The sequence below is a fragment of the Pseudomonas migulae genome, assembly GCF_024169315.1.
GTDB classification, from domain to species: domain Bacteria; phylum Pseudomonadota; class Gammaproteobacteria; order Pseudomonadales; family Pseudomonadaceae; genus Aquipseudomonas; species Aquipseudomonas migulae_B.
The window spans coordinates 3,014,140-3,035,137 of the sequence record NZ_JALJWR010000001.1; the positions used below are offsets into that span (position 1 = coordinate 3,014,140).

Here is a 20,998-nt window from a genome sequence, read left to right on the forward strand (position 1 = left end):
AAAACCGCCAGCTCGCCCGTGTTTATCGAGGCAAAAGCCTCAGCTCAGCGTCTTGCGATTGAAGTCGCGCAAACGGAAGCCCATCAGCAGCAACATACCGAAATACGAGACCACGCCAGCACCCACCAGAGCGCCCAGCCGCAGGAACCGCTCAAGCATGTGCCCCTGATCCCAGGCCGGCATAAAGTACATACCGGCCAGCAACACCGCAGACATCACCGCAACCGCAACCACCAGTTTGGTACCGAACTTCGCCCAGCCCGGTTGCGGTTGGTACATCTGCTGCTTGCGCAGTTGATAGAACAGCAGCCCGGCGTTGATGCAGGCTCCGGCGCTGATCGCCAGGGCCAGGCCGGCGTGGGCCAACGGACCGATCAGCACCAGGTTGAACAACTGTGTGACGACCAACGTGAAAATCGCGATTTTCACCGGAGTACGGATGTTTTGTTGCGCATAAAAGCCCGGCGCCAGCACTTTGATCACGATAATTCCGAGCAAACCGACCGAATAGGCGATCAGCGCCCGCTGGGTCATGGACGCATCAAAGGCGCTGAACTGGCCGTACTGAAACAGCGAAACCGTCAGCGGCTCGGCCAGAATCCCCAGCGCCAGCGAGCACGGCAACACCAGCATGAAGCACAGGCGCAGGCCCCAATCGAGAATCCGCGAATACTCGGCGCGGTCCTTGCTGGCATAGGTCTTGGCCAGGGTCGGCAGCAGAATCGTGCCGAGCGCCACACCCAGCACCCCGGATGGCAACTCCATCAGCCGGTCGGCGTAATACATCCAAGACACGGAACCGGCGACCAGGAACGAGGCAAAAATGGTGTTGATGATCAGCGAAATCTGACTCACCGAAACGCCGAGAATTGCCGGCAGCATCTGCTTCATGACTCGCCAGACGCCGCTGTCGCGCAGGTTCAGGCGCGGCAGCACCAGCATGCCGATCTTTTTCAGGTGCGGCAGCTGGTAAAGCAGTTGTGCCAGGCCACCCGCCAGTACCGCCCAGCCCAGCGCCATGACCGGCGGATCGAAGTACGGCGTCAGAAACACCGAAAAGATGATCATGCTGACGTTGAGCAACGTTGGCACGAAGGCCGGCACCGAGAAGCGGTTATAGGTGTTGAGGATCGCCCCCGCCAATGAAGACAGGGAGATCAGCAATATATAAGGAAAGGTCACCCGCAACAGGTTGGACGTCAGCTCGAATTTTTCCGGGGTATCGGTGAAGCCTGGCGCGGTCGCCCAGATCACCCATGGCGCCGCGAGCATGCCCAATGCGGTGACCAGGGCCAGCACCAGCGTCAGCAAACCGGAGACGTAGGCAATAAAGGTGCGCGTCGCCTCTTCGCCCTTCTGGTTTTTATATTCGGCAAGAATCGGCACGAACGCTTGGGAAAAAGCCCCTTCGGCGAAGATCCGGCGCAGCAGATTGGGCAGTTTGAAGGCGATGAAGAAGGCGTCCGTCGCCATCCCCGCGCCAAATGTGCGCGCAATGAGGGTGTCACGGACGAACCCCAGAATCCGGGAAAGCATCGTGATAGAGCTGACGGCGGCCAACGATTTGAGCAGATTCATTGAAAGAGTTTGTGCCTGTCGATAAACAGCAGGCGAACAACGCGCCCACTTATGCGATACTCCGCGCCGCAGCAGCACAGAGCCAAAGCTCGCGAGTTTACAGGTCAAGCGCCGGAAATAAATATCCCGCCTCTTTATACCTACCACTTAGCGGAACGTCTCAACCGCCCTTGACAAGACATCAACTCATCGGCATGATTCGCGGCCTATTTTGTTTGCTATTTCCTAAAAAGTCTTTCGAGGAGCTCGACGGTGGCCAACACACCTTCCGCCAAAAAACGTGCAAAACAGGCTGAGAAGCGTCGCAGCCACAACGCCAGCCTGCGTTCCATGGTTCGTACCTACATCAAGAATGTAGTTAAGGCCATCGACGCAAAAGACGCTGAAAAAGCTCAAGCTGCTTACGTTCTGGCCGTGCCAGTTATCGACCGTATGGCCGATAAAGGCATCATCCACAAGAACAAGGCTGCTCGTCATAAGAGCCGCCTGAACGGTCACGTCAAGGCTCTGAACCTTGCTGTTGCCGCTTAAGCGATAAGCTTGTTGAAAAACCGACCCCAGGGTCGGTTTTTTATTGCCTGCGATTTGGTAGACGCTGCGCAAAAAAAATGTGGGAGCGGGCTTGCTCGCGAATGCGGCGCATCAGCCGGCATCAATGTCGCCTGACACACCGCATTCGCGAGCAAGCCCGCTCCCACAATTTGGATCTTCGCTAGATTATTGAGCGTGCGCCCACGGCAAAATCGGAATGGCCGTCACCGCATTCTGCGGGCTGCCTTCGATCAAGCGATCGCTGTAGACCAGATACACCAGCGTATTGCGCTTCTTGTCGAGGAACCGCACGACCTGCATGGTCTTGAACACCAGCGAGGTGCGCTCCTTGAACACCTCTTCGCCATCCTTCAACTCGCCTTTGAAGTTGATCGGCCCAACCTGACGACAAGCGATGGACGCTTCAGCGCGATCCTCAGCCAGGCCCAGACCACCCTTCACACCACCGGTCTTGGCCCGGGACAGGTAGCAGGTCACACCCTCGACCTTCGGATCATCAAATGCTTCGACCACGATGCGGTCATTCGGGCCGACGAACTTGAACACCGTCGACACCTGGCCAATCTCCTCGGCCGAGGCCAGCAGCGGCATTGCCAACAGCAGACCCAACAATCCTTTTGCCACACGCATTCAAATTATTCCTTCAGACCAGAATCAGGTTATCGCGGTGAACCAGTTCCGGTTCCGCCATGTAACCCAACAGACCGACAATCGCCTCAGACGACTGACCGATGATTTTTTGCGCTTCCAGCGCGCTGTAGTTGGCCAGGCCACGGGCGATCTCACGACCGTCCGGCGCCACGCACACCACCATCTCGCCACGACGAAAGCTGCCTTGAACCAGTTTGACGCCGACCGGCAGCAAACTTTTGTTACCTTGGGACAACGCCGTCACCGCACCCGCATCCAACACCAGCGTGCCACGGGTTTGCAGATGACCGGCCAGCCACTGCTTGCGCGCCGCCAGCATGCCGCGCTCCGGCGACAGCAAAGTGCCGATGCGCTCGCCCGCCTTCAGGCGATCCAGCACACGCTCGAGGCGCCCGCCAACGATGATGGTGTGCGCACCTGAACGCGCTGCCAGCCGTGCCGCGCGCAACTTGGTTTGCATGCCGCCACGCCCCAACGCACCGCCAGTACCACCTGCCACGGCATCCAGCGCCGGATCATCGGCGCGCGCTTCGTAAATCAGCTTGGCATCGGGGTTGTTGCGCGGGTCGGCGTCGAACATGCCGTCGCGATCAGTGAGGATCACCAGCAGATCCGCCTCGACCAGGTTAGCCACCAGCGCCGCCAGCGTATCGTTGTCGCCGAAACGGATTTCATCCGTCACCACGGTGTCGTTTTCGTTGATCACCGGGATCACTTTCAACTCGACCAAGGCACGCAAGGTGCTGCGGGCGTTCAGGTAGCGTTTGCGGTCGGACAGGTCGTCGTGCGTCAGGAGAATCTGCGCTGTGTGCCGATCGTGCTCGGCAAAGCTCGATTCCCAGGCCTGAACCAGGCCCATCTGACCGATGGCGGCAGCCGCCTGCAGCTCGTGCATCGCACTGGGTCGCACGGTCCAGCCCAGACGACTCATGCCGGCCGCCACCGCCCCGGAGGACACCAACACCAGCTCGACGCCCGCTTCATGCAAGGCCACCATCTGCTCGACCCAGACACCCATTGCCGCGCGATCCAGGCCCTTGCCGTCCGCCGTCAGCAAAGCGCTGCCGATTTTCACGACCCAACGCTGCGCACCTGTCACCTTGCTCCGCATCATCTTCAACCTTAGCTTGAGGACAGCGCGACCCAGCGCTGCCCGTAACGTTATTCGTGACTACCGATTTCCAGATACCAAAACGCCGCTCGATTGAGCGGCGCCTAGTGAGCCGGCGTGCCAGCGATGATAACACCGCGACCAGACAGATTGACCGCCTTCGCGGGCAAGCCTCGCTCCTACCTAATCAGTCGCGCACGTAAATGATTTCCGGACCATCCTCATCATCCACGTCTTCTTCGTCCCAATCATCGTCGCCGATGTCATGGACCGACTTCACGCCGCTACGGCGCAGGGCGCGCTGGTCATCCAGAGCCTGCAGCTGAGCACGGGCTTCGTCTTCGATGCGCTGATCGAGATCGGCCAGCTCTTCCTTGTAAGCAGGATCGTTCGCCAGGCGATCGGCACGATCTTCCATGTAACGCATGATGTCGTGACACAGACGCTCGGTGCCGAGCTTGGAGATTGCGGAGATCACGTAAACCGGACCAGTCCACTCCAGACGATCGACGATTTCCTTGACGCGAGCATCGTGCTCTTCTTCAAGGATCTGGTCGCACTTGTTCAGCACCAGCCAACGATCACGCTCAGCCAGGGACGGGCTGAACTTGGTCAGTTCGCTGACGATTACTTCAGCAGCATCCGGGGCACTGGCGTCATCGAGCGGCGCCATGTCCACGAGGTGCAGCAGCAAACGGGTACGCGACAAGTGCTTGAGGAAGCGAATCCCCAGACCTGCGCCATCGGAAGCGCCTTCGATCAGGCCCGGGATGTCCGCGACCACGAAGCTCTTCCAGCGATCGACGCTGACCACGCCCAGGTTCGGTACCAGGGTGGTGAACGGGTAGTCGGCAACTTTCGGCTTGGCGGCCGACACCGAACGAATGAAGGTACTTTTGCCAGCATTCGGCAAGCCCAGCAAACCAACGTCCGCCAACACCTTCATTTCCAGCTTCAGGTCACGCGCCTCACCCGGTTTACCCGGAGTGGTCTGACGCGGAGCGCGGTTGGTACTGGATTTGAAACGGGTGTTGCCCAGACCGTGCCAGCCACCGTGAGCCACCAGCAGTTTCTGGCCAGCCTTGGTCAGGTCGCCGATCACTTCCTGGGTCGCAGCGTCGATGACGGTCGTACCGACCGGAACACGCAACACCAGCTCTTCACCTTTCTTGCCGGTGCAGTCGGTGCTGCCACCGTTGGAACCGCGCTCGGCATCGAAGTGCCGGGTGTAACGGTAGTCCACCAGGGTGTTGAGGTTTTCGTCGGCGATCATGTAGACCGAGCCGCCATCACCACCATCACCGCCGTTCGGGCCGCCGTTTTCGATGAATTTCTCGCGACGGAAGCTCATGCAACCATTGCCGCCGTCACCGGCCTTTACTCGAATCGATACTTCATCAACAAACTTCATAACAAAACGCCTCTCGCCATACGGACGAGCCGAAAAAATCTAGACATAAGACTCTTGCAAAAATGAGCGCAGCGACCTCAATCAACGACCGCAAAAACCTGCGCTGGAGCCCATCACAAACAGCTTTGCAAGAGACTCACCCCACAAACGAAAAAGCCCCGTCGGAAGACAGGGCTTTTCCAGCAACCACGTAATTATGCCGCGACGACGTCAGTCTTCGGGACAATGCTTACGTAACGGCGATTGAAAGCGCCTTTTACTTCAAACTTGATCACGCCGTCGATTTTAGCGAACAGAGTGTGATCTTTACCCATGCCAACACCGTAACCGGCGTGGAATTGGGTGCCGCGCTGACGCACGATGATGTTGCCCGGAATGATAACCTGGCCGCCATACATCTTCACGCCAAGGCGTTTGGCTTCTGAGTCGCGACCGTTACGGGTACTACCACCAGCTTTTTTGTGTGCCATGAGTTCAATTCTCCTAGTGAGGAATTAGGCTGAAATTAAGCCTGAATACCGGTGATTTTGATCTCGGTGTACCACTGGCGGTGGCCCATACGCTTCATGTGGTGCTTACGACGACGGAACTTGATGATGCGGACTTTATCGTGACGACCTTGGGAGATCACTTCAGCCACAACGGTAGCGCCAGCAACAACTGGAGCGCCGATATTCACGTCATCGCCATTGGCGACCAACAGAACGCGATCAAAAGTTACGGATTCGCCGGTAGCGATTTCCAGTTTTTCAATCTTCAGGTATTCACCTGGGGCGACTTTGTACTGCTTGCCACCAGTAACGATTACTGCGTACGACATGGTATTTCTCCGATAATCCTGCTCACCCAGCTCTTTATAAGAAGAGGTATTGGCTGGCATGGCTGCATAAGGCTGGAAGGCCTGTTTGCAATTGCGTAAGGCAGGTGCTGCCCAGGAAGTTCAGGGTGCGCGATTGTACGCAAGCTGCCGGGACGATGCAAGAGGCCGTCCATCGTGCCTTGACACCCGCCGACGTGGGTCCTAGCATGCCGCGCAACCCTTCTGGAGCAACTGTCGCTGATGCAACCCCAAGCTTTCTACCGCGCGGTGGCGGACGATTTTAGCGCCGTCGACGGCATCATCAAGAAGCAGCTGACTTCCCGAGTGCCGCTGGTATCGAAAATCGGCGACTACATTACCTCGGCTGGCGGTAAACGCCTGCGTCCTTTATTGGTGCTGCTGTGTGGCAAGGCCCTCGGCCGCGAAGGCGACGACCTGCGCCTGCTGGCCGCGACCATCGAGTTCCTGCACACCGCCACCCTGCTGCATGACGACGTGGTCGACATGTCCGGCATGCGCCGTGGTCGCTCGACCGCCAACGCCATGTGGGGCAACGCGCCAAGCGTGCTGGTCGGCGACTTCCTGTATTCGCGTTCCTTCGAAATGATGGTCGAACTGGGCTCCATGCCGGTGATGAAGATCCTGTCGCAAGCCACGCGCATCATCGCCGAAGGCGAAGTGTTGCAGCTGTCGAAGGTCCGCGACGCCAGCACCACCGAAGAAACCTACATGGAAGTCATCCGCGGCAAGACCGCGATGCTCTTCGAAGCCTCGACCCACAGTGCCGCCGCCCTCTGCGAAGCCACGCCGGAACAGGCTGAAGCCCTGCGCACCTTTGGTGATCACCTGGGCGTGGCCTTCCAACTGGTCGACGACTTGCTGGACTACAAGGGCGATGCGGAAACCCTGGGCAAGAACGTCGGCGACGATCTGGCCGAAGGCAAGCCGACCCTGCCACTGATCTACACCATGCGCGAAGGTACGCCGGAACAGGCGGCACTGGTGCGCAAGGCGATCCAGAAAGGCGGCATCGAAGACCTGGAAAGCATTCGCGAGGCTGTTGAAGCGTCCGGCTCCCTTGAGTACACCGCGCAACTGGCCCGCGACTATGTGGCCCGTGCAATCAAATGCCTCGACGCACTGCCAGCCAGCGAATATCGCGATGCATTGGTGGAATTGAGCGAGTTCGCAGTAGCCCGTACGCACTAAAACGCGCCCTCACTCTGTAGGAGCGAAGCTTGCTCGCGAATGCAATCTGCCAGTTGCCGAAAAGGTGACTGACCCACTGCATTCGCGGGCAAGCCTCGCTCCTACAAATCGTGCATCGCCCCTCCCCGCCTAAAACCCTATACAATGTGCGCTTTTTAGCGATCCTGAATCCAAGGAGCCTTAGTGAGCACGTTGCCACCCTGCCCGAAATGCAATTCCGAATACACTTACGAAGACGGCGCGCAGCTGATCTGCCCCGAGTGCGCCCACGAGTGGTCCGCCAGCGGCGAAGCCGAAGCGGCGTCCGATGACACAGTGAAAAAGGATTCGGTAGGCAACGTCCTGCAGGACGGCGACACCATCACCGTGATCAAGGACCTCAAGGTCAAAGGCACGTCGCTGGTGGTCAAGGTGGGCACCAAGGTCAAGAACATCCGCCTGTGCGATGGCGACCATGACATCGACTGCAAGATCGATGGCATCGGCCCGATGAAGCTCAAATCCGAGTTTGTCAGAAAAGTCTGAACCTGCTGTACGCCATCCCGCGCCCCGCGTGGGATGGTGCTTCGCCCTCCCCTGGTTCGCCCAGCATTTCCTCGCAATAGCCAAACGCCAGCCGCTTTGACCTTACGCAATCTTTACCCGGAAAAAACCGCGAACTGCCAATAGGTCCTTGCTATTTGATGAATAAGAATTATTCTCATTGAAACCAATCAATGGAGATGAGACCCATGACTTATTTGATCGACGCCTGGCTGGACCGCCCACACCCTTACCTCAGAATCCTGCATCGGGAAACCGGGGAAGTCTGTGCGGTGCTTGAAGAAGAAGCATTGAACGAGCTGCAGGATCAAGGTGATCTGGACGTCAACGGCTTGAGTTCCAGCGAGCCGGTGGTGCTCAAGGAACTGGTGCGCAATCTGTTTCTGTTCTGCTACGCCCGGGCGTTGCGCCCGACCAGTGATCTGAACCACAAGATCGAAGTATGAGAAACACCACAAAACCCTGTAGGAGCGAAGCTTGCTCGCGAAGCAGGCAACTCGGTTCCGACTCGAAACCGAGGTGATGCATTCGCGAGCAAGCTTCGCTCCTACAGGATCAAGAGCTTACAGAACGTCGAGCAGCTCGACGTCGAAGACCAGTACGCTGTGCGGCGGAATGCTGCCAACGCCTTGAGCGCCGTAAGCCAGTTCGCTCGGCACGTACAGGCGCCATTTGCTGCCGGCGTTCATCAGTTGCAGGGCTTCGGTCCAGCCAGCGATCACGCCGCCAACCGGAAACTCTGCTGGCTGACCACGATCGTAGGAACTGTCGAACACAGTGCCGTCGATCAGGGTGCCGTGGTAGTGAGTACGCACGGTGTCTTCACGGGATGGCTTGGCGCCTTCGCCGGCAGTCAGCACTTCGAACTGCAGACCGGAAGCCAGGGTAGTGATGCCATCGCGCTTGGCGTTTTCAGCCAGGAAGGCCAGGCCTTCGCCTGCAGCCGCTTCAGCTTTGGCGGCTGCTTCGGCCTGCATGATTTCGCGGATAACCTTGAAGCTCGCGGACATTTCTTCCTGACCCACACGGCTTGGCTTGCCGGCGAACGCGTCGGTCAGGCCTGCCAGGATCGCGTCCAGGCTAACGCCCGGTGGCGGATTGTCGCGCAGTTGGTCGCCCAGCTGACGGCCAATACCGTAGCTGACGCGGGTTTCGTCGGTGGACAGATTTACTTCGGACATGACACTGCTCCGCTGTGGGGCGCTCCCTAAAAGGTAAAAAATCGTACAGCACTTTCAGAAAGGCCCTTCATAAAAAAGGGCCAGCAGACTAGCACAGATGTCGTTGCGCTGATGAGAGGCGTCAGTGTCGCCAGGCAGTACCGATATTGATCGGCACCTTCAGACTTTCCTCTGCATTCGCACCCAGCCCGCACATTTCATCATGAACCGAGGTGTGCACAAGGTTGAACGGCAAGGTGGGAAAGGCATGAAGCACTTGTCGCGCATGCTCGACCGAACGCAGGTGAAAGGCCTGGCCATGGGAATCACTCAAGGGATACGCGGCACCATGCATGCGCGCCTCCAACAGGTAGATCCCGCCTTCCATGGAAATCAGGTTCAGCTCATCGACTTTCCCGGCGATGGCATATGCACGTAACTCTTCGAAGTTCATGGAACGCACCTCACACACGGGCGAGACAACATCCTTACAGGGATAGGCCTCGGCGCATCAAAGTACAAGCCAAAAACGACACCGCCCGTCTGTTTCGCAACAGACGGGCGGCATGCAGAAGCAAAAAGAATCAGTGCTTGGTCAGCTTATCCAGATACCCCATGGCAAACGCCGACACCACGAAGGTCATGTGAATGATCACATACCACTTCAGATGCTCGGGATCGACGTTCTTGGCGTCCATGAAGATCCGCAGCAGATGGATCGACGAAATCGCCACGATGGACGCCGCGACCTTCATCTTCAACGAAGACGAATCCATGGTGCCCAGCCAGTTGAGCTTTTCCTTGCTGTCGTCGATATCCAGCTGAGAGACGAAGTTCTCGTACCCCGAAATCATCACCATCACCAGCAAACCGCCCACCAGTGCCATGTCGATCAACGACAGCAGCACCAGGATCAGGTCCGATTCAGCCATCGAGAATACGTTGGGAATGACGTGGAAGACTTCCTGGAAGAATTTCAGCGCCAATGCCAGCAGACCGAGGGACAGGCCGAAGTAGATCGGCGCCAACAGCCAGCGGGAGGCGTACATTGCATTTTCGATAAAGCGTTCCATTGAATCTCACACGTGGGCTGGAAATGGCCGCGAGTATACCAGCCACCTGTTACACCCAGAAACACCCGGTAAATCCGTCACCTGCACGTGTGTGACAAGGTTTTTCTGCTAGTGTCCAAACCATTGACAGCCCAGCGACATCGGACAGGAAGACGGGAAATGGATGTGCGATTGCCTTTAATGAGCGCCGGGGTTTGTCTGGCCCTGCTAATGAGCGGCTGCTCACCTGGCGATGACAAACGCCAAGTCAGCCTCGAGGAAAAGACCGCGCAGTTCGAGAAGTCCCTGGATGCCATTCAGGACCCGAAACTCAAGGAAGCCGTGGCTGAACTGGGTGGCTCGCTGCTGTTGCTCGAACGTGCACAACTCAAACTCGACAGTAAACCCGTGACCACCGAGTACGGCGAAGACGTCCTTGCGGTGCTCAAGCACTACCCCACGCCCCAGGCTCTGGTCGACACGTACATCAACGGCCTGATTGTGCTGCACAAGGATTCCAGCTCCGACTATTTGACCGACCTGCAACCGCTGTTCCCCTTCAACTTCGACATTCCGGCCGCGTTTCTCTTTCCCCATGGGCTGGAATGGCAGTCGGTGACCCTGAGCAACAAACGCGTGATTGCGTTCCAGCCGGAATGGTCGGAAACCGATCCGGGCATCCAGCTCAGCCCGTCGAGTTCCAATCTGACCAACCCCGATGACCTGACAGTGACGTATCCGTTCATCGATGGCCTGGGTGTCGAAAACAAGCAGCAGCCGCAGCCGGTCAGTCTGCAAGGCAAGGTCGAAGTCATCGCGCCGCGCAGGCTTTACAGCTTCGATCTGACGAAAAAGGACGTTGGCCAGACCCGCACCAACGACAATCTCAGCATCACCTTGCTGAAACTGGCAAACAACTACGCCGAGATCGAATTCAACAACAGCGCACCGCTGGCGCCCGAGGTGAGCGACACGTCACTGAACCCGCTGATCGTCCAGGCCAGGGACGCCACCGGGCAATTTCTTTCACGCTCCGGTTCGATCAACGAAACCGCCGCGCAAATAGCGTTCTATGAAAAACAGCTGGCAAAAATGCAGCAACAAAAGGCCTGGAGCGAGACGTTCGAACAACAGCTCGACGAAGAGCAGCGCGCCTTTGAGAAACAACAAAAAAACCATTACTCCAGGGTCTATTTCAACGGGCCGATCGAGACCCTTGAAGTCAGCCTGCTCGACTTCTCGGCGGCCACGGTCACGCGCAAGGACCTGAATCTGCCAGTCCTTCGCTTCGACCAGCACACCACCGAAAAAACCATCCAGCCACTGACCTTGCCGGTGGTGGTGTACGACGATCAGGCGCCGACCTGGCTCAAAGGTGCGACGCTCAGCGAGGAACAACTGAAAAAGAACGTCAGCATCCGTCAATCGGTGGAAGACCCGAGCGCGGCGCGCATCGAATTCGATCACACCCGGAGTTTCAACGATGAACTGCTGGGGACTTCGTTCAACCCCGGGGACAGCCCGGTCAGCTTCTTTACCGAGGACAGCAGCGGTAAACGCGATGAGCCGATCGAGCTGCCGCCGGAGGCGTATCAGATCGATCCCCTGCGCGGCATCATCACTTACGACCTGAACCTGTTTGCGCAAACGCCGGCCTACGCGGTGGGCTCCATGCCGCTGTTCCTGGCTAAGGTCGACAAGCAGGCACTCGACGCCCACCAACTGCCCAAAGGCCTGGAATTGAAAGGCAATGCGCTGGTGGTTGATCTGAAGCTGTTTCCCGCCGAGGACTGGCGCTTTTTCGCCAAGGACGACAGCGGTCACTACCTCAAGGAGATTCTTTCGGTCATTCACGACGCGAGCGCAGAGGGCCCCGCGTTATTCGGCGTGCATTACTTCTATGGCCAGCCCACACGTCTGGAAACCTATCAGCGAACCGACCTCACCACCGTGCAATATGGTTTCGAGATCAAGCTCGACAAGGCTGACACGTCCAGCCTTGCCCAATAGCCATACTCAATGGTCGGGGCGAAACTCGAAACCGCCCAGATTGCGGCAACGGCCGCCATTGATTTCCCGTAGCTGGGCCTGCAGGTGCAGGCACCAGATTTGTGGATCGTCGGCCAGCTCGTAGCCGTGCAGGGTCAGGCTTTCAACAATGGTGTCGAGGATTGATTCAGCCGCGAAGGGGCCATGAAACGGGCCCTGGGCCTTGATGGCTGACGGTTGTTCACCGGCCATTCCGGCGGCAAACAGCAAGGTCCACATGCCCGTATCGCCGGCCAATGGCTTGATGGCGCATTCGATACGAGTCACAAGGCCCAAGCATTGACGGGTGAGGCAGAGGTTGCGCGACATGGCGGCGACCCTCAGTAGATCCGGTATTCAGCCCCCACGGGAGAGCTGTCTCGATCCAGTGATTACTGTCGATGTCCTTGAGCTCAGAATAGAAGAAAAGTCTGACCAGCACGTCAACTGAGACCAGAAGGCGCCGAATGGTCATTGTGTGAATGTTGACGTCAGAGTGATGGCACTTTTTTCAGGATTCATCCAATACAAATGTGGGAGCGGGCTTGCTCGCGAAAGCGGTAGATCAGCCAACAGATGTGTTGAATGAAAAATCGATTCGCGAGCAAGCCCGCTCCCACAGTGGATCGGGGTGAACCGGGAGTTGCATCAGGCCGGTTTTGCTTCGACCAAGGCTTCCTGCGCCGCTTCCTTTTCGGCTTCTTTCAGGTCCTCTTCGCTGATCATTTCCGCAATCACCCGCAGACGCTCCACCACCCGCGCATTCACGCTGCCTTCAGGGAACTCGCCGTTCTCATCCGGCGCACCGGCAGGCTCGCCGACCAACAGGCTCAACGCCTCATCGGCCTGACGCACCGCGTAGACATGGAATTGCCCCGCGCGCACCGCCGCCAGCACCTTCTCGTCCAGCATCAGCGTGGCCACGTTGGCCTGGGGAATGATCGCCCCCTGCTCACCGGTCAGCCCGCGAGCCTCGCAGAGGCGGAAGAAGCCTTCGATCTTCTCATTGACCCCGCCTACCGCCTGCACTTCACCGAACTGGTTGATCGAACCGGTGATTGCAAAGCACTGCTTGAGCGGCGTTTTCGACAGCGCCGAGATCAGCGTGCACGCCTCGCCCAGCGACGCACTGTCACCATCGACGTAACCGTAGGACTGCTCCAGCGCGATGCTCGCGGAAATCGCCAACGGGAATTCCTGAGCGTAGCGACTGCCCAGATAACCGGTCAGGATCATCACGCCTTTGGAGTGAATCGGCTGGCCGAGGTTAACTTCGCGCTCGATGTCGACAATGCCGCTGCCACCCGGGTAGACCGTGGCGGAAATCCGCGCCGGCACACCGAACGCCGAGTCACCGACCTCCAGCACCGTCAGCCCGTTGCACTTGCCGACTGCCGCGCCATCGGTGTCGATCAGAATGATCCCGGCCAGCATGTCATCGAGAATCCGCGCCGAAACACGCCCGGTGCGGGTGGCCTTGGCCTTGAGCGCACGCTCGATGTGCCCGGCGTCGGTCATTTCGTCGCCCGCCAGGTGACGAATGAAATCCGCCTCGCTGACCAGTTGGAACAGATCGCCAATCCGCGCCGACAAACGCCCCTGATGCTCAGCCAGACGCGCGCTGTACGTGGCCAGACGCGCCACCGCGTCGGCGGTCAGCGGCGCCATGCCTTCTTCGGAGGTGCGGGTTTTCAGCAACTGGGCGAACTGTTCAAGGCTCTCGTCGACCATCGGGATGTCTTCGTCGAAATCCACCAGGACGCGGAACATCTCCTGGAAGTCCGGATCGAGGTCTTGCAGCGTGTAATACAGCTGCCGGGCGCCGATGATGACGACTTTGACCTGCAACGGAATGTGTTGCGGTGTCAGGGTCACGGTGGCCAGGCGGCCCAACTCACCCAGCGGCGATTCCATTTTCAGCTTGCGCGATTGCAGGGCGCGCTTGAGCGCATCCCACACGAACGGCTCGCTGAGCATTTTTTCCGCTTCAAGGATCAGGAAACCGCCGTTGGCGCGGTGCAGCGCGCCCGGTCGCAGCTGACGATAAGTCGTGTAGAGCGCGCCCTGATCGGTGCTGTATTCGATACGGCCAAACAGGTTTTCGTAAGTCGGGTGCGGTTCGAACACCACCGGCGCTCCGCCGCTTGCCGAATGACCGACCACCAGGCTCGGCGCGTATTGCTCTTCCAGCATCTTGCGGGCAACGGCGTCGACTTTGCTGTCGTCCACCAGTTGCTCGACCACGGTTTTCAGCAGATAAACCTGCATCGCCTGCAAGTAACCGCACACCGCCGCGTTCTCGGCGTACTTCTCCGACAGCGGCGACAGCAACGGCTGCAAGGCCAGGGTGATGGTTTCTTCGTTGAGGTGGCGCAGTTGATTGCTCGACTCACGCTTCCATTGCGGCAGGCTGGCGAGCTCTTCGTTCAGGCGCTCTTCCAGCCACGAAATGTCATCGTGAAAACGCTCGCGATCGGCTTCCGGCAATTGGGCGAATTCCGCTTCGTCCAGGGCCTTGCCTTCAGCCATCGGGGTGAATGCGATATTGCTGGCGTCACGGTAAAGCGCGACCTCTTTCTCCAGCGCCAGGCGCTCGATCACGTCCAGCGCCTTGTCGTAGCGCTGGTTGAAGGCGCGGTCGATGGCGCTTTTCTTCTGCTGGTAGGACGGGTGTTCGAACACGGCCGGAAACGTCGCCAGCAGGTTGTCGATCAACGCGTTGATATCACCGATGAACGCGCCAGCGGTGCCCGAGGGCAATTCCAGGGCGCGGGGTTCGCGGGGCTCATCGAAATTGTTGACGTAGACCCAGTCCGCCGGGGTTTGCAGGCGTTTGCCTTCGGCTTTCAGATAACGTTTGACGAACGAAAACCGGCCAGTGCCAGGCTCGCCCATGACGAATACGTTGTAACCGGGGCGTGGCATGGCCACACCGAACTGCAAGGCTTCGACAGCACGTTCCTGGCCAAGCACACCGCGGAAGGGCTCCAGATCATTGGTGGTAGAGAAGCTGAACTGTTCAGCGGAAAACGGACGGGTCAGCGCTTCGGGCGCTAGACGCAAGCTGGCAGCAACAGGATCAGGCATCGGGCTTCCTTACATCAGGCGGGGCAGATAGCGGCATTCTGGCGCTGCCCATACCTGACTTGCAAGGCGCGCCGTTAGCCAAAGCATAGCTAAACGAGTATCCCCAGGCGGGCCGGGGCTAAATCAACGTTTTCAACGAATATTTCGCAAAATGTCACGGAACCCTTGGAACGTGCCTAAACTCCAAACTGCGCGGCTGGAACAATAACCGGCCCACTGGCGCCAGATCGGGCCAGACCCTTGTCCATTGGTATGCACATAAAGAGAACAAAGCTATGAAACGGATTCTTCTCGGTACTCTCTTCACCGCTGTATCCCTCAATGCCATGGCTCAAGCGCCAGGCGGCCCGGATTGCGGTTGGGGCAACATGCTGTTCGAAGGTCAGCGTGGCACCCCGGCTCACTTCCTGGCATCCACCACCAACGGCACGTCCGGCAACGCAACCTTCGGTATGACCTCCGGTACCAACGGTTGCTCGACTAATGCGTCGCTGACCTATGGCGGCAAATCCTGGTTTGCCATGAATGGCATGATGAACGAGCTGTCCGAAGACATGGCCAAAGGTAACGGCGAAGCGCTGACTACCTATGCCGTGGTACTGGGCGTGGCGCCGGAAGACCGTGCGCACTTCGCTGCCGTGACTCACGAGCACTTCCAGCAGATCTTCAGCAAGGCTGACGTGACCGCTGATGACGTGCATACCAACACCCTGGCCGTTTTGAAGGCCGATCCTCGTCTGGCCAAGTACGCAACTCAAGCTTAAGCTCGACCCGCCCGTTCCTTTCGGGGAGCGGGTTTTATTTTTTGGACCTGCCCCTTTCTTTGGGTCTTTATTTTCGAACTTCTAAGTTGCCCACTATGTTCAAACGCCTTGCCTGGCTGGCGCTCTGTGTCTGCGCCCCGCTGTCCGCCGCGCCACACATCGACAATCAACGTTTGCAGCAACTGGCCAACGATCCCTTCTGGATTTCCCTGGGTCATTACGAAACCGCCAAGCTGGGCGGCTGGCGCAGCTATGTCAGCGACAAAAAATTCTTTCTGGCGCCCGACGGCAACGAACATCCCGACCGTGAACTGGCCGCCACCGTGCAAGCGCTGTACGCCCCGGCCAATGCCGGTGAACAGCACGCGCAATGCGTCTACCCGGCACGTACTCGCTGGCTCAAGGCACAACTCAATCTGACCGATCTGCCGACACTCGACTGCGCCGAGTTCAAGCAATGGTTCAAGGATGTCTCGCCCCACAGCGCGGTGATGATTTTCCCGGCGGCCTATCTGAACAGCCCGTCATCGATGTTCGGCCACACCCTGCTGCGCATCGACCAGGCGGATGTGCAGAGCGACAAGACGGCGCTGCTCAGCTACGCAATCAACTTCGGCGCCTACATCGAAGGCTCGGACAACAGCATCCTGTACGCTTGGAAAGGCTTGATGGGCGGCTATCCGGGCCTGTTTGCGCTGGTGCCGTATCAGGAAAAACTCTCGGAATACCGCAGTCTCGAGAACCGCGACCTGTGGGAGTACCGGCTGAACCTGACGCAGCAGGAAACCGAGCGCATGGTCGAGCATGTCTGGGAACTGAAACAGATTCAGTTCGACTATTTCTTCTTCGACGAAAACTGCTCCTATCGCCTGCTGGAACTGCTGCAGGTCGCACGCCCGAGCCTGCGCCTGACCGAACAATTCCCGCTGACCGCGATTCCAACCGACACCGTCAAAGCCGTGAAAGAAGCCGGTCTGGTGGAGTCGATTCAATATCGTCCGTCTCGCGAGCGTGAGCTGCTGAGCCGCGCCGAGCCGCTGACCGATGAAGAACAGCAATGGGTGCTGAAAGTCAGCGCTGACCAGAAACAATTGCAGGAACCGGCATTCAAGGCGCAACCCCGCGCGCGCCAGGCGCTGATCATCGACGCGGCTTACCGGCTCGAACGCTACCGCGCCAACGGCCAGGAGCGCGACCCGCAACGGGCCCAGCGCAGTTTCGAATTGCTGCGGGCGATCAACCAGAACCCGGCGCCGGAGCTGGACATTCCGCAACCGGGCCTGCCAGAGGACGGCCATGAATCCCGCACATGGCAGGCCGGCATCGGCACTCGGGGTGACAAGGCGTTCGGTGAATATGGCCTGCGCATGGCGTATCACGACCTCAACGACAACTCGGAAAGTTTTCCCCTCGGCGCGCAAATCGAAATCCTGCAGATGAAACTGCGTCAGTACGAAGGCAATCAATGGCAGTTGCAGCAACTGGACTTGGCGACCATTCGCTCCCTGACGCCGCGCAACGAGTTGCTGCAACCGCTGTCGTGGCAAGTCACCGGTGGCCTGGAGCGCGTGCCGGGCAAACATGACGATGAAACCCTGGTCAGCCACGTCAACGGCGGTGGCGGCGGCACATGGCAGTTGAGCGAAGACATGCTCGGTTTCGCCCTGGGCACGGTGCGCGTTGAACACAACAACGACTTTGCCGGTTTCATCGCCCCGGCAGCGGGTTTCAATAGCGGCGTGCTGTGGAAGAACCCGCTGGGCAACTTCAGCCTGGAAGCCAAAGGTGATTTTTTCACCAATGGCGAAGTGCGACGTAGCGTGAGCCTGAACCAGCAATGGGAATTGTCGCGCAACCTCGGTTTGCGCCTGAGCGCCCAGCGTGAATTCAGCCATCTGGCCTCGCCCGAAAACGAAGTGATGCTTGAGGTGAAGTGGTATCACTATTGACCTGACACACCACTATCCCTGCGGGAGCGGGCTTGCTCGCGAAGGCGATTCGACATTAATGGTGACTGACACACCGCCTTCGCGAGCAAGCCCGCTCCCACATTTGATTTGCGTTATCTGACAGATTCATCACGTGCTTTTCACAATCACCTCACGAATCCACTCCTAGACTTCACTTATAGGCCGTCGCACGGCCAGGAGTCCGAGATGTGGCGTTGCGTGGGTGTGGTGGCTGTGTTGATGTTGATCGCGGGCTGCCAGACGACCCACGAAGACCTGATCGCCAAAGGTTATCCACCCGCGTTCGCCGATGGCTTCGACGATGGCTGCAGCAGCGGCCGGCAAGCCGCCGGGGCGATCACCGGTGAATTCCGCAAGAACGTCCCGCGTTATCTCAAAGACAAGCAATACGCCGAAGGCTGGAGCGATGGTTTCCGCCAATGCCAGGCCATGCGCGAAAGCCAAGACCGCGAAGACTATCGCAGCCACCATTGGGACGACCGCGAAAAAGCCTGGCAGCAACAGAAAGACCAGGACGCCGCCCGTGTGTTTCGCTCGCAATGAGTCGCTTCCAGATATCCGTCGAAACTAAAAGACCGTGACCATGGCCCAAACCCTATAACGGGAGAAAACCATGAGCCGCGCCTTCGTCAATGAAGATAACGCTGCTGCGCAAGCCGATCAGCCGGTCGAACGGCAGATCAGCGCGCAGCCCAATTACGTCACCCCCGCCGGACTTGCCCAGTTGCAGGCAAAAGTCGCCGAGCTGCAAAACCTGCTCAATGAACAGAGCACGAAGGGTGAACTGGCAGACAAACAGCGCCAGGCCGACCTTGAGCGCGACTGGCGGTATTTCAATCAGCGCCTGCAGAGTGCTCAGTTGGTCGTACCAGCCTCCTCGACCAACAAAGTGCAGATCGGCGCCTGGGTGACCTTTGCCGATGAACAGGGCAACGAACAACGCGTGCAGTTGGTGGGCGAGGATCAGGCGGATGCCGCGGGCGGGCTGATCAATTGGGGATCGCCACTGGGGCGGGCGTTGTTGGGCGCGCAGGTGGGCGATGAAGTGGTGTGGAAGCGGCCGGTGGGGGATTTGGTGATTGAGGTTCTGAGCATAGAAATCAGGTGACGATGAGGAAGCCTTCGCGGGCAAGCCCGCTCCCACTGGTTTTGCGCAATACACAAATGTTGTGAACGACATCAATCCCTGTGGGAGCGGGCTTGCCCGCGAAGGCCACGCCGCGGTCTCACTGAAAACCCCAAAAAAAACGGAGCCCCGAAGGCTCCGTTTTTTCATGCAACCAACCCGGTATCAGGCCAGTTTCTTGTGCCGTACACGATGCGGCTGGGCTGCCGCTTCGCCAAGGCGCTTCTTGCGATCGGCTTCGTACTCGGAGTAGTTGCCTTCGAAGAACACCGCTTGCGAATCGTCTTCGTACGCCAGGATGTGAGTCGCGACGCGGTCAAGGAACCACCGATCGTGAGAGATCACAATGGCGGCGCCCGGGAAGTCCAGCAGGGCTTCTTCCAGGGAACGCAGGGTTTCAACGTCGAGGTCGTTGGACGGTTCGTCGAGCAGCAGGACGTTGCCGCCCTCTTTCAGGGTCAGGGCCAGGTGCAAGCGACCGCGCTCACCACCGGACAGGTCCTTGACGAACTTCTGCTGATCGCCGCCCTTGAAGTTGAAGCGACCGACGTAGGTACGCGACGGAATCTCGTAGTTGCCGATGCGAATCTGATCCGAACCTTCCGAGATTTGCTGGAACACCGTCTTGCTGCCGTCCAGGTCTTCGCGACTCTGATCCACGCAAGCAAGCTGCACGGTTTCGCCGACTTCGATGCTACCCGAATCCGGTTGTTCCTTGCCCATCAGCATGCGGAACAGGGTCGACTTACCGGCACCGTTACCGCCGATCACGCCAACAATGGCGCCCTTCGGCATGGAGAACGACAGGTTGTCGATCAACACGCGATCGCCGTAGCCCTTGGTGACGTTCTTGAACTCGATGACCTTGTCGCCCAGGCGTGGACCGGCCGGGATGTAGATCTCGTTGGTTTCGCTGCGCTTCTGGAATTCCTGCGATTGCATTTCTTCGAAGCGTTGCAGACGAGCCTTGGATTTGGACTGGCGGGCCTTGGCGCCTTTGCGCACCCACTCCAGTTCTTCCTTCATGGCTTTTTCGTGGGCCGACTGCTGTTTGGATTCGGCGGCCAGACGGTCGGACTTGGCTTCGAGCCAACCGGAGTAGTTGCCCTCGTAAGGGATACCGGCGCCGCGGTCGAGTTCGAGGATCCAGCCAGCGACGTTGTCCAGGAAGTAACGGTCGTGCGTGATCGCAACCACGGTACCCGGGAAGTCGTGCAGGAAGTGCTCCAGCCAGGCGACGGAATCGGCGTCCAGGTGGTTGGTCGGTTCGTCGAGCAGCAGCATGTCCGGTGCGGACAGCAGCAGGCGGCACAGGGCCACACGACGTTTTTCACCGCCGGAGAGGAATTCGACCTTGGCGTCCCAGGCCGGCAGACGCAGCGCATCGGCGGCGACTTCCAGTTGACGATCCAGGTTGTGACCGTCGCTGGCTTGCAGGATGGCTTCGAGCTTGGCCTGTTCTGCCGCCAGTTTGTCGAAGTCGGCATCTTCATCAGCGTAAGCCGCGTAGACCTCGTCCAGGCGCGCCTGGGCGTTCTTGATCACGCTGACCGCTTCCTCGACCACTTCACGCACGGTTTTGGTCGGGTCCAGGATCGGCTCTTGCGGCAGGTAGCCGATGTTCAGCTCTGGCATCGGACGGGCTTCGCCCTCGAACTCGGTATCAACGCCGGCCATGATTTTCAGCAGCGTGGATTTACCCGAACCGTTAAGGCCGAGCACGCCGATCTTGGCGCCTGGGAAGAAGGACAGCGAAATGTTTTTCAGGATTTCCCGCTTCGGCGGAACAACTTTGCCCAGCCGATGCATGGTGAAGACGTATTGAGCCATGGAGAACCTTGGGTCAGTGACAGATGAATGATTGGAGCGCGGGCGAAGCCCGGCCAGGCCGTGCGCGTCGAGGATTGACAGGTATCAATGCTGCGCGCTGAAAAAA

General features: G+C 58.7%; 21 protein-coding genes. 9 read left to right on the forward strand and 12 right to left on the reverse strand.

Annotated elements, in window-relative coordinates; genetic code table 11:
* Nucleotides 1-39 precede the first annotated feature (39 nt).
* Complete coding sequence (gene murJ, locus J2Y86_RS13795) at nt 40-1,578, reverse strand: murein biosynthesis integral membrane protein MurJ (protein WP_253432203.1); 1,539 nt, start codon at nt 1,576-1,578, stop codon at nt 40-42.
* Nucleotides 1,579-1,830: 252 nt separating this feature from the next.
* Between murJ and rpsT the strand changes: the two genes are divergently transcribed.
* Nucleotides 1,831-2,109, forward strand: coding sequence for a 30S ribosomal protein S20 (rpsT, locus tag J2Y86_RS13800; protein WP_008154937.1), 279 nt, complete (start codon nt 1,831-1,833; stop codon nt 2,107-2,109).
* A gap of 186 nt (nt 2,110-2,295) precedes the next feature.
* Here rpsT and J2Y86_RS13805 read toward each other — a convergent pair whose 3' ends face one another.
* The 5 genes from J2Y86_RS13805 to rplU form a co-directional block, all read right to left on the reverse strand.
* A complete protein-coding gene (locus J2Y86_RS13805) occupies nt 2,296-2,760 on the reverse strand; it encodes a CreA family protein (RefSeq protein WP_007901880.1) in 465 nt (154 codons plus the stop codon).
* Nucleotides 2,761-2,773: 13 nt separating this feature from the next.
* On the reverse strand, nt 2,774-3,892 hold the full coding sequence (gene proB / locus J2Y86_RS13810; RefSeq protein WP_253440295.1) for a glutamate 5-kinase: 1,119 nt from the start codon (nt 3,890-3,892) through the stop codon (nt 2,774-2,776).
* 187 nt (nt 3,893-4,079) lie between these two features.
* Nucleotides 4,080-5,303, reverse strand: coding sequence for an Obg family GTPase CgtA (gene cgtA / locus J2Y86_RS13815; RefSeq protein ID WP_253432212.1), 1,224 nt, complete (start codon nt 5,301-5,303; stop codon nt 4,080-4,082).
* 194 nt (nt 5,304-5,497) lie between these two features.
* Entirely contained in the window at nt 5,498-5,773 is a 276-nt protein-coding gene (gene rpmA / locus J2Y86_RS13820) for a 50S ribosomal protein L27 (protein WP_007943982.1), read from the reverse strand.
* Nucleotides 5,774-5,808: 35 nt separating this feature from the next.
* A complete protein-coding gene (gene rplU / locus J2Y86_RS13825) occupies nt 5,809-6,123 on the reverse strand; it encodes a 50S ribosomal protein L21 (RefSeq protein WP_003176051.1) in 315 nt (104 codons plus the stop codon).
* Between the two features lie 240 nt (nt 6,124-6,363).
* Between rplU and J2Y86_RS13830 the strand changes: the two genes are divergently transcribed.
* From J2Y86_RS13830 to J2Y86_RS13840, 3 genes are all read left to right on the forward strand, one after another.
* Nucleotides 6,364-7,332, forward strand: coding sequence for a polyprenyl synthetase family protein (locus J2Y86_RS13830; protein WP_017340860.1), 969 nt, complete (start codon nt 6,364-6,366; stop codon nt 7,330-7,332).
* Between the two features lie 183 nt (nt 7,333-7,515).
* Entirely contained in the window at nt 7,516-7,857 is a 342-nt protein-coding gene (locus tag J2Y86_RS13835; protein WP_010467527.1) for a zinc ribbon domain-containing protein YjdM, read from the forward strand.
* A 206-nt stretch (nt 7,858-8,063) separates the two neighbouring features.
* A complete protein-coding gene (locus tag J2Y86_RS13840) occupies nt 8,064-8,321 on the forward strand; it encodes a PA4570 family protein (protein ID WP_084319505.1) in 258 nt (85 codons plus the stop codon).
* A 117-nt stretch (nt 8,322-8,438) separates the two neighbouring features.
* On the opposite strand, the gene J2Y86_RS13845 is transcribed toward J2Y86_RS13840, so the two are convergent.
* The 3 genes from J2Y86_RS13845 to J2Y86_RS13855 form a co-directional block, all read right to left on the reverse strand.
* Nucleotides 8,439-9,056, reverse strand: coding sequence for an FKBP-type peptidyl-prolyl cis-trans isomerase (locus J2Y86_RS13845; RefSeq protein WP_017340863.1), 618 nt, complete (start codon nt 9,054-9,056; stop codon nt 8,439-8,441).
* 121 nt (nt 9,057-9,177) lie between these two features.
* A complete protein-coding gene (locus J2Y86_RS13850) occupies nt 9,178-9,489 on the reverse strand; it encodes a DUF6482 family protein (protein ID WP_253432214.1) in 312 nt (103 codons plus the stop codon).
* A gap of 130 nt (nt 9,490-9,619) precedes the next feature.
* On the reverse strand, nt 9,620-10,108 hold the full coding sequence (locus J2Y86_RS13855; protein WP_007943976.1) for a TIGR00645 family protein: 489 nt from the start codon (nt 10,106-10,108) through the stop codon (nt 9,620-9,622).
* 159 nt (nt 10,109-10,267) lie between these two features.
* Between J2Y86_RS13855 and J2Y86_RS13860 the strand changes: the two genes are divergently transcribed.
* Complete coding sequence (locus J2Y86_RS13860; RefSeq protein WP_253432216.1) at nt 10,268-12,097, forward strand: hypothetical protein; 1,830 nt, start codon at nt 10,268-10,270, stop codon at nt 12,095-12,097.
* Between the two features lie 6 nt (nt 12,098-12,103).
* Here the strand turns inward: J2Y86_RS13860 and J2Y86_RS13865 are convergent, their stop codons facing one another.
* Together J2Y86_RS13865 and J2Y86_RS13870 are read right to left on the reverse strand one after the other, a co-directional pair.
* Nucleotides 12,104-12,445 (reverse strand): hypothetical protein, encoded by a 342-nt coding sequence (locus J2Y86_RS13865; protein ID WP_253432218.1) that lies wholly within the window; start codon nt 12,443-12,445, stop codon nt 12,104-12,106.
* A gap of 318 nt (nt 12,446-12,763) precedes the next feature.
* Nucleotides 12,764-15,202 carry a Lon protease family protein gene (locus J2Y86_RS13870; RefSeq protein ID WP_253432220.1) on the reverse strand — a complete coding sequence of 813 codons (2,439 nt, stop codon included), beginning with the start codon at nt 15,200-15,202 and terminating at the stop codon, nt 12,764-12,766.
* A 275-nt stretch (nt 15,203-15,477) separates the two neighbouring features.
* Between J2Y86_RS13870 and J2Y86_RS13875 the strand changes: the two genes are divergently transcribed.
* From J2Y86_RS13875 to J2Y86_RS13890, 4 genes are all read left to right on the forward strand, one after another.
* A complete protein-coding gene (locus tag J2Y86_RS13875) occupies nt 15,478-15,966 on the forward strand; it encodes a DUF3015 domain-containing protein (RefSeq protein ID WP_253432222.1) in 489 nt (162 codons plus the stop codon).
* 95 nt (nt 15,967-16,061) lie between these two features.
* Nucleotides 16,062-17,915 (forward strand): Lnb N-terminal periplasmic domain-containing protein, encoded by a 1,854-nt coding sequence (locus J2Y86_RS13880; RefSeq protein WP_253432224.1) that lies wholly within the window; start codon nt 16,062-16,064, stop codon nt 17,913-17,915.
* A 207-nt stretch (nt 17,916-18,122) separates the two neighbouring features.
* Nucleotides 18,123-18,479, forward strand: coding sequence for a hypothetical protein (locus J2Y86_RS13885; protein ID WP_253432228.1), 357 nt, complete (start codon nt 18,123-18,125; stop codon nt 18,477-18,479).
* 70 nt (nt 18,480-18,549) lie between these two features.
* The gene (locus J2Y86_RS13890; protein WP_253432230.1) at nt 18,550-19,044 is read left to right on the forward strand and encodes a GreA/GreB family elongation factor; all 495 of its coding nucleotides are present in this window, start codon (nt 18,550-18,552) and stop codon (nt 19,042-19,044) included.
* A 183-nt stretch (nt 19,045-19,227) separates the two neighbouring features.
* On the opposite strand, the gene ettA is transcribed toward J2Y86_RS13890, so the two are convergent.
* Nucleotides 19,228-20,892 carry an energy-dependent translational throttle protein EttA gene (ettA, locus tag J2Y86_RS13895; protein WP_253432234.1) on the reverse strand — a complete coding sequence of 555 codons (1,665 nt, stop codon included), beginning with the start codon at nt 20,890-20,892 and terminating at the stop codon, nt 19,228-19,230.
* Nucleotides 20,893-20,998: the final 106 nt, after the last annotated feature.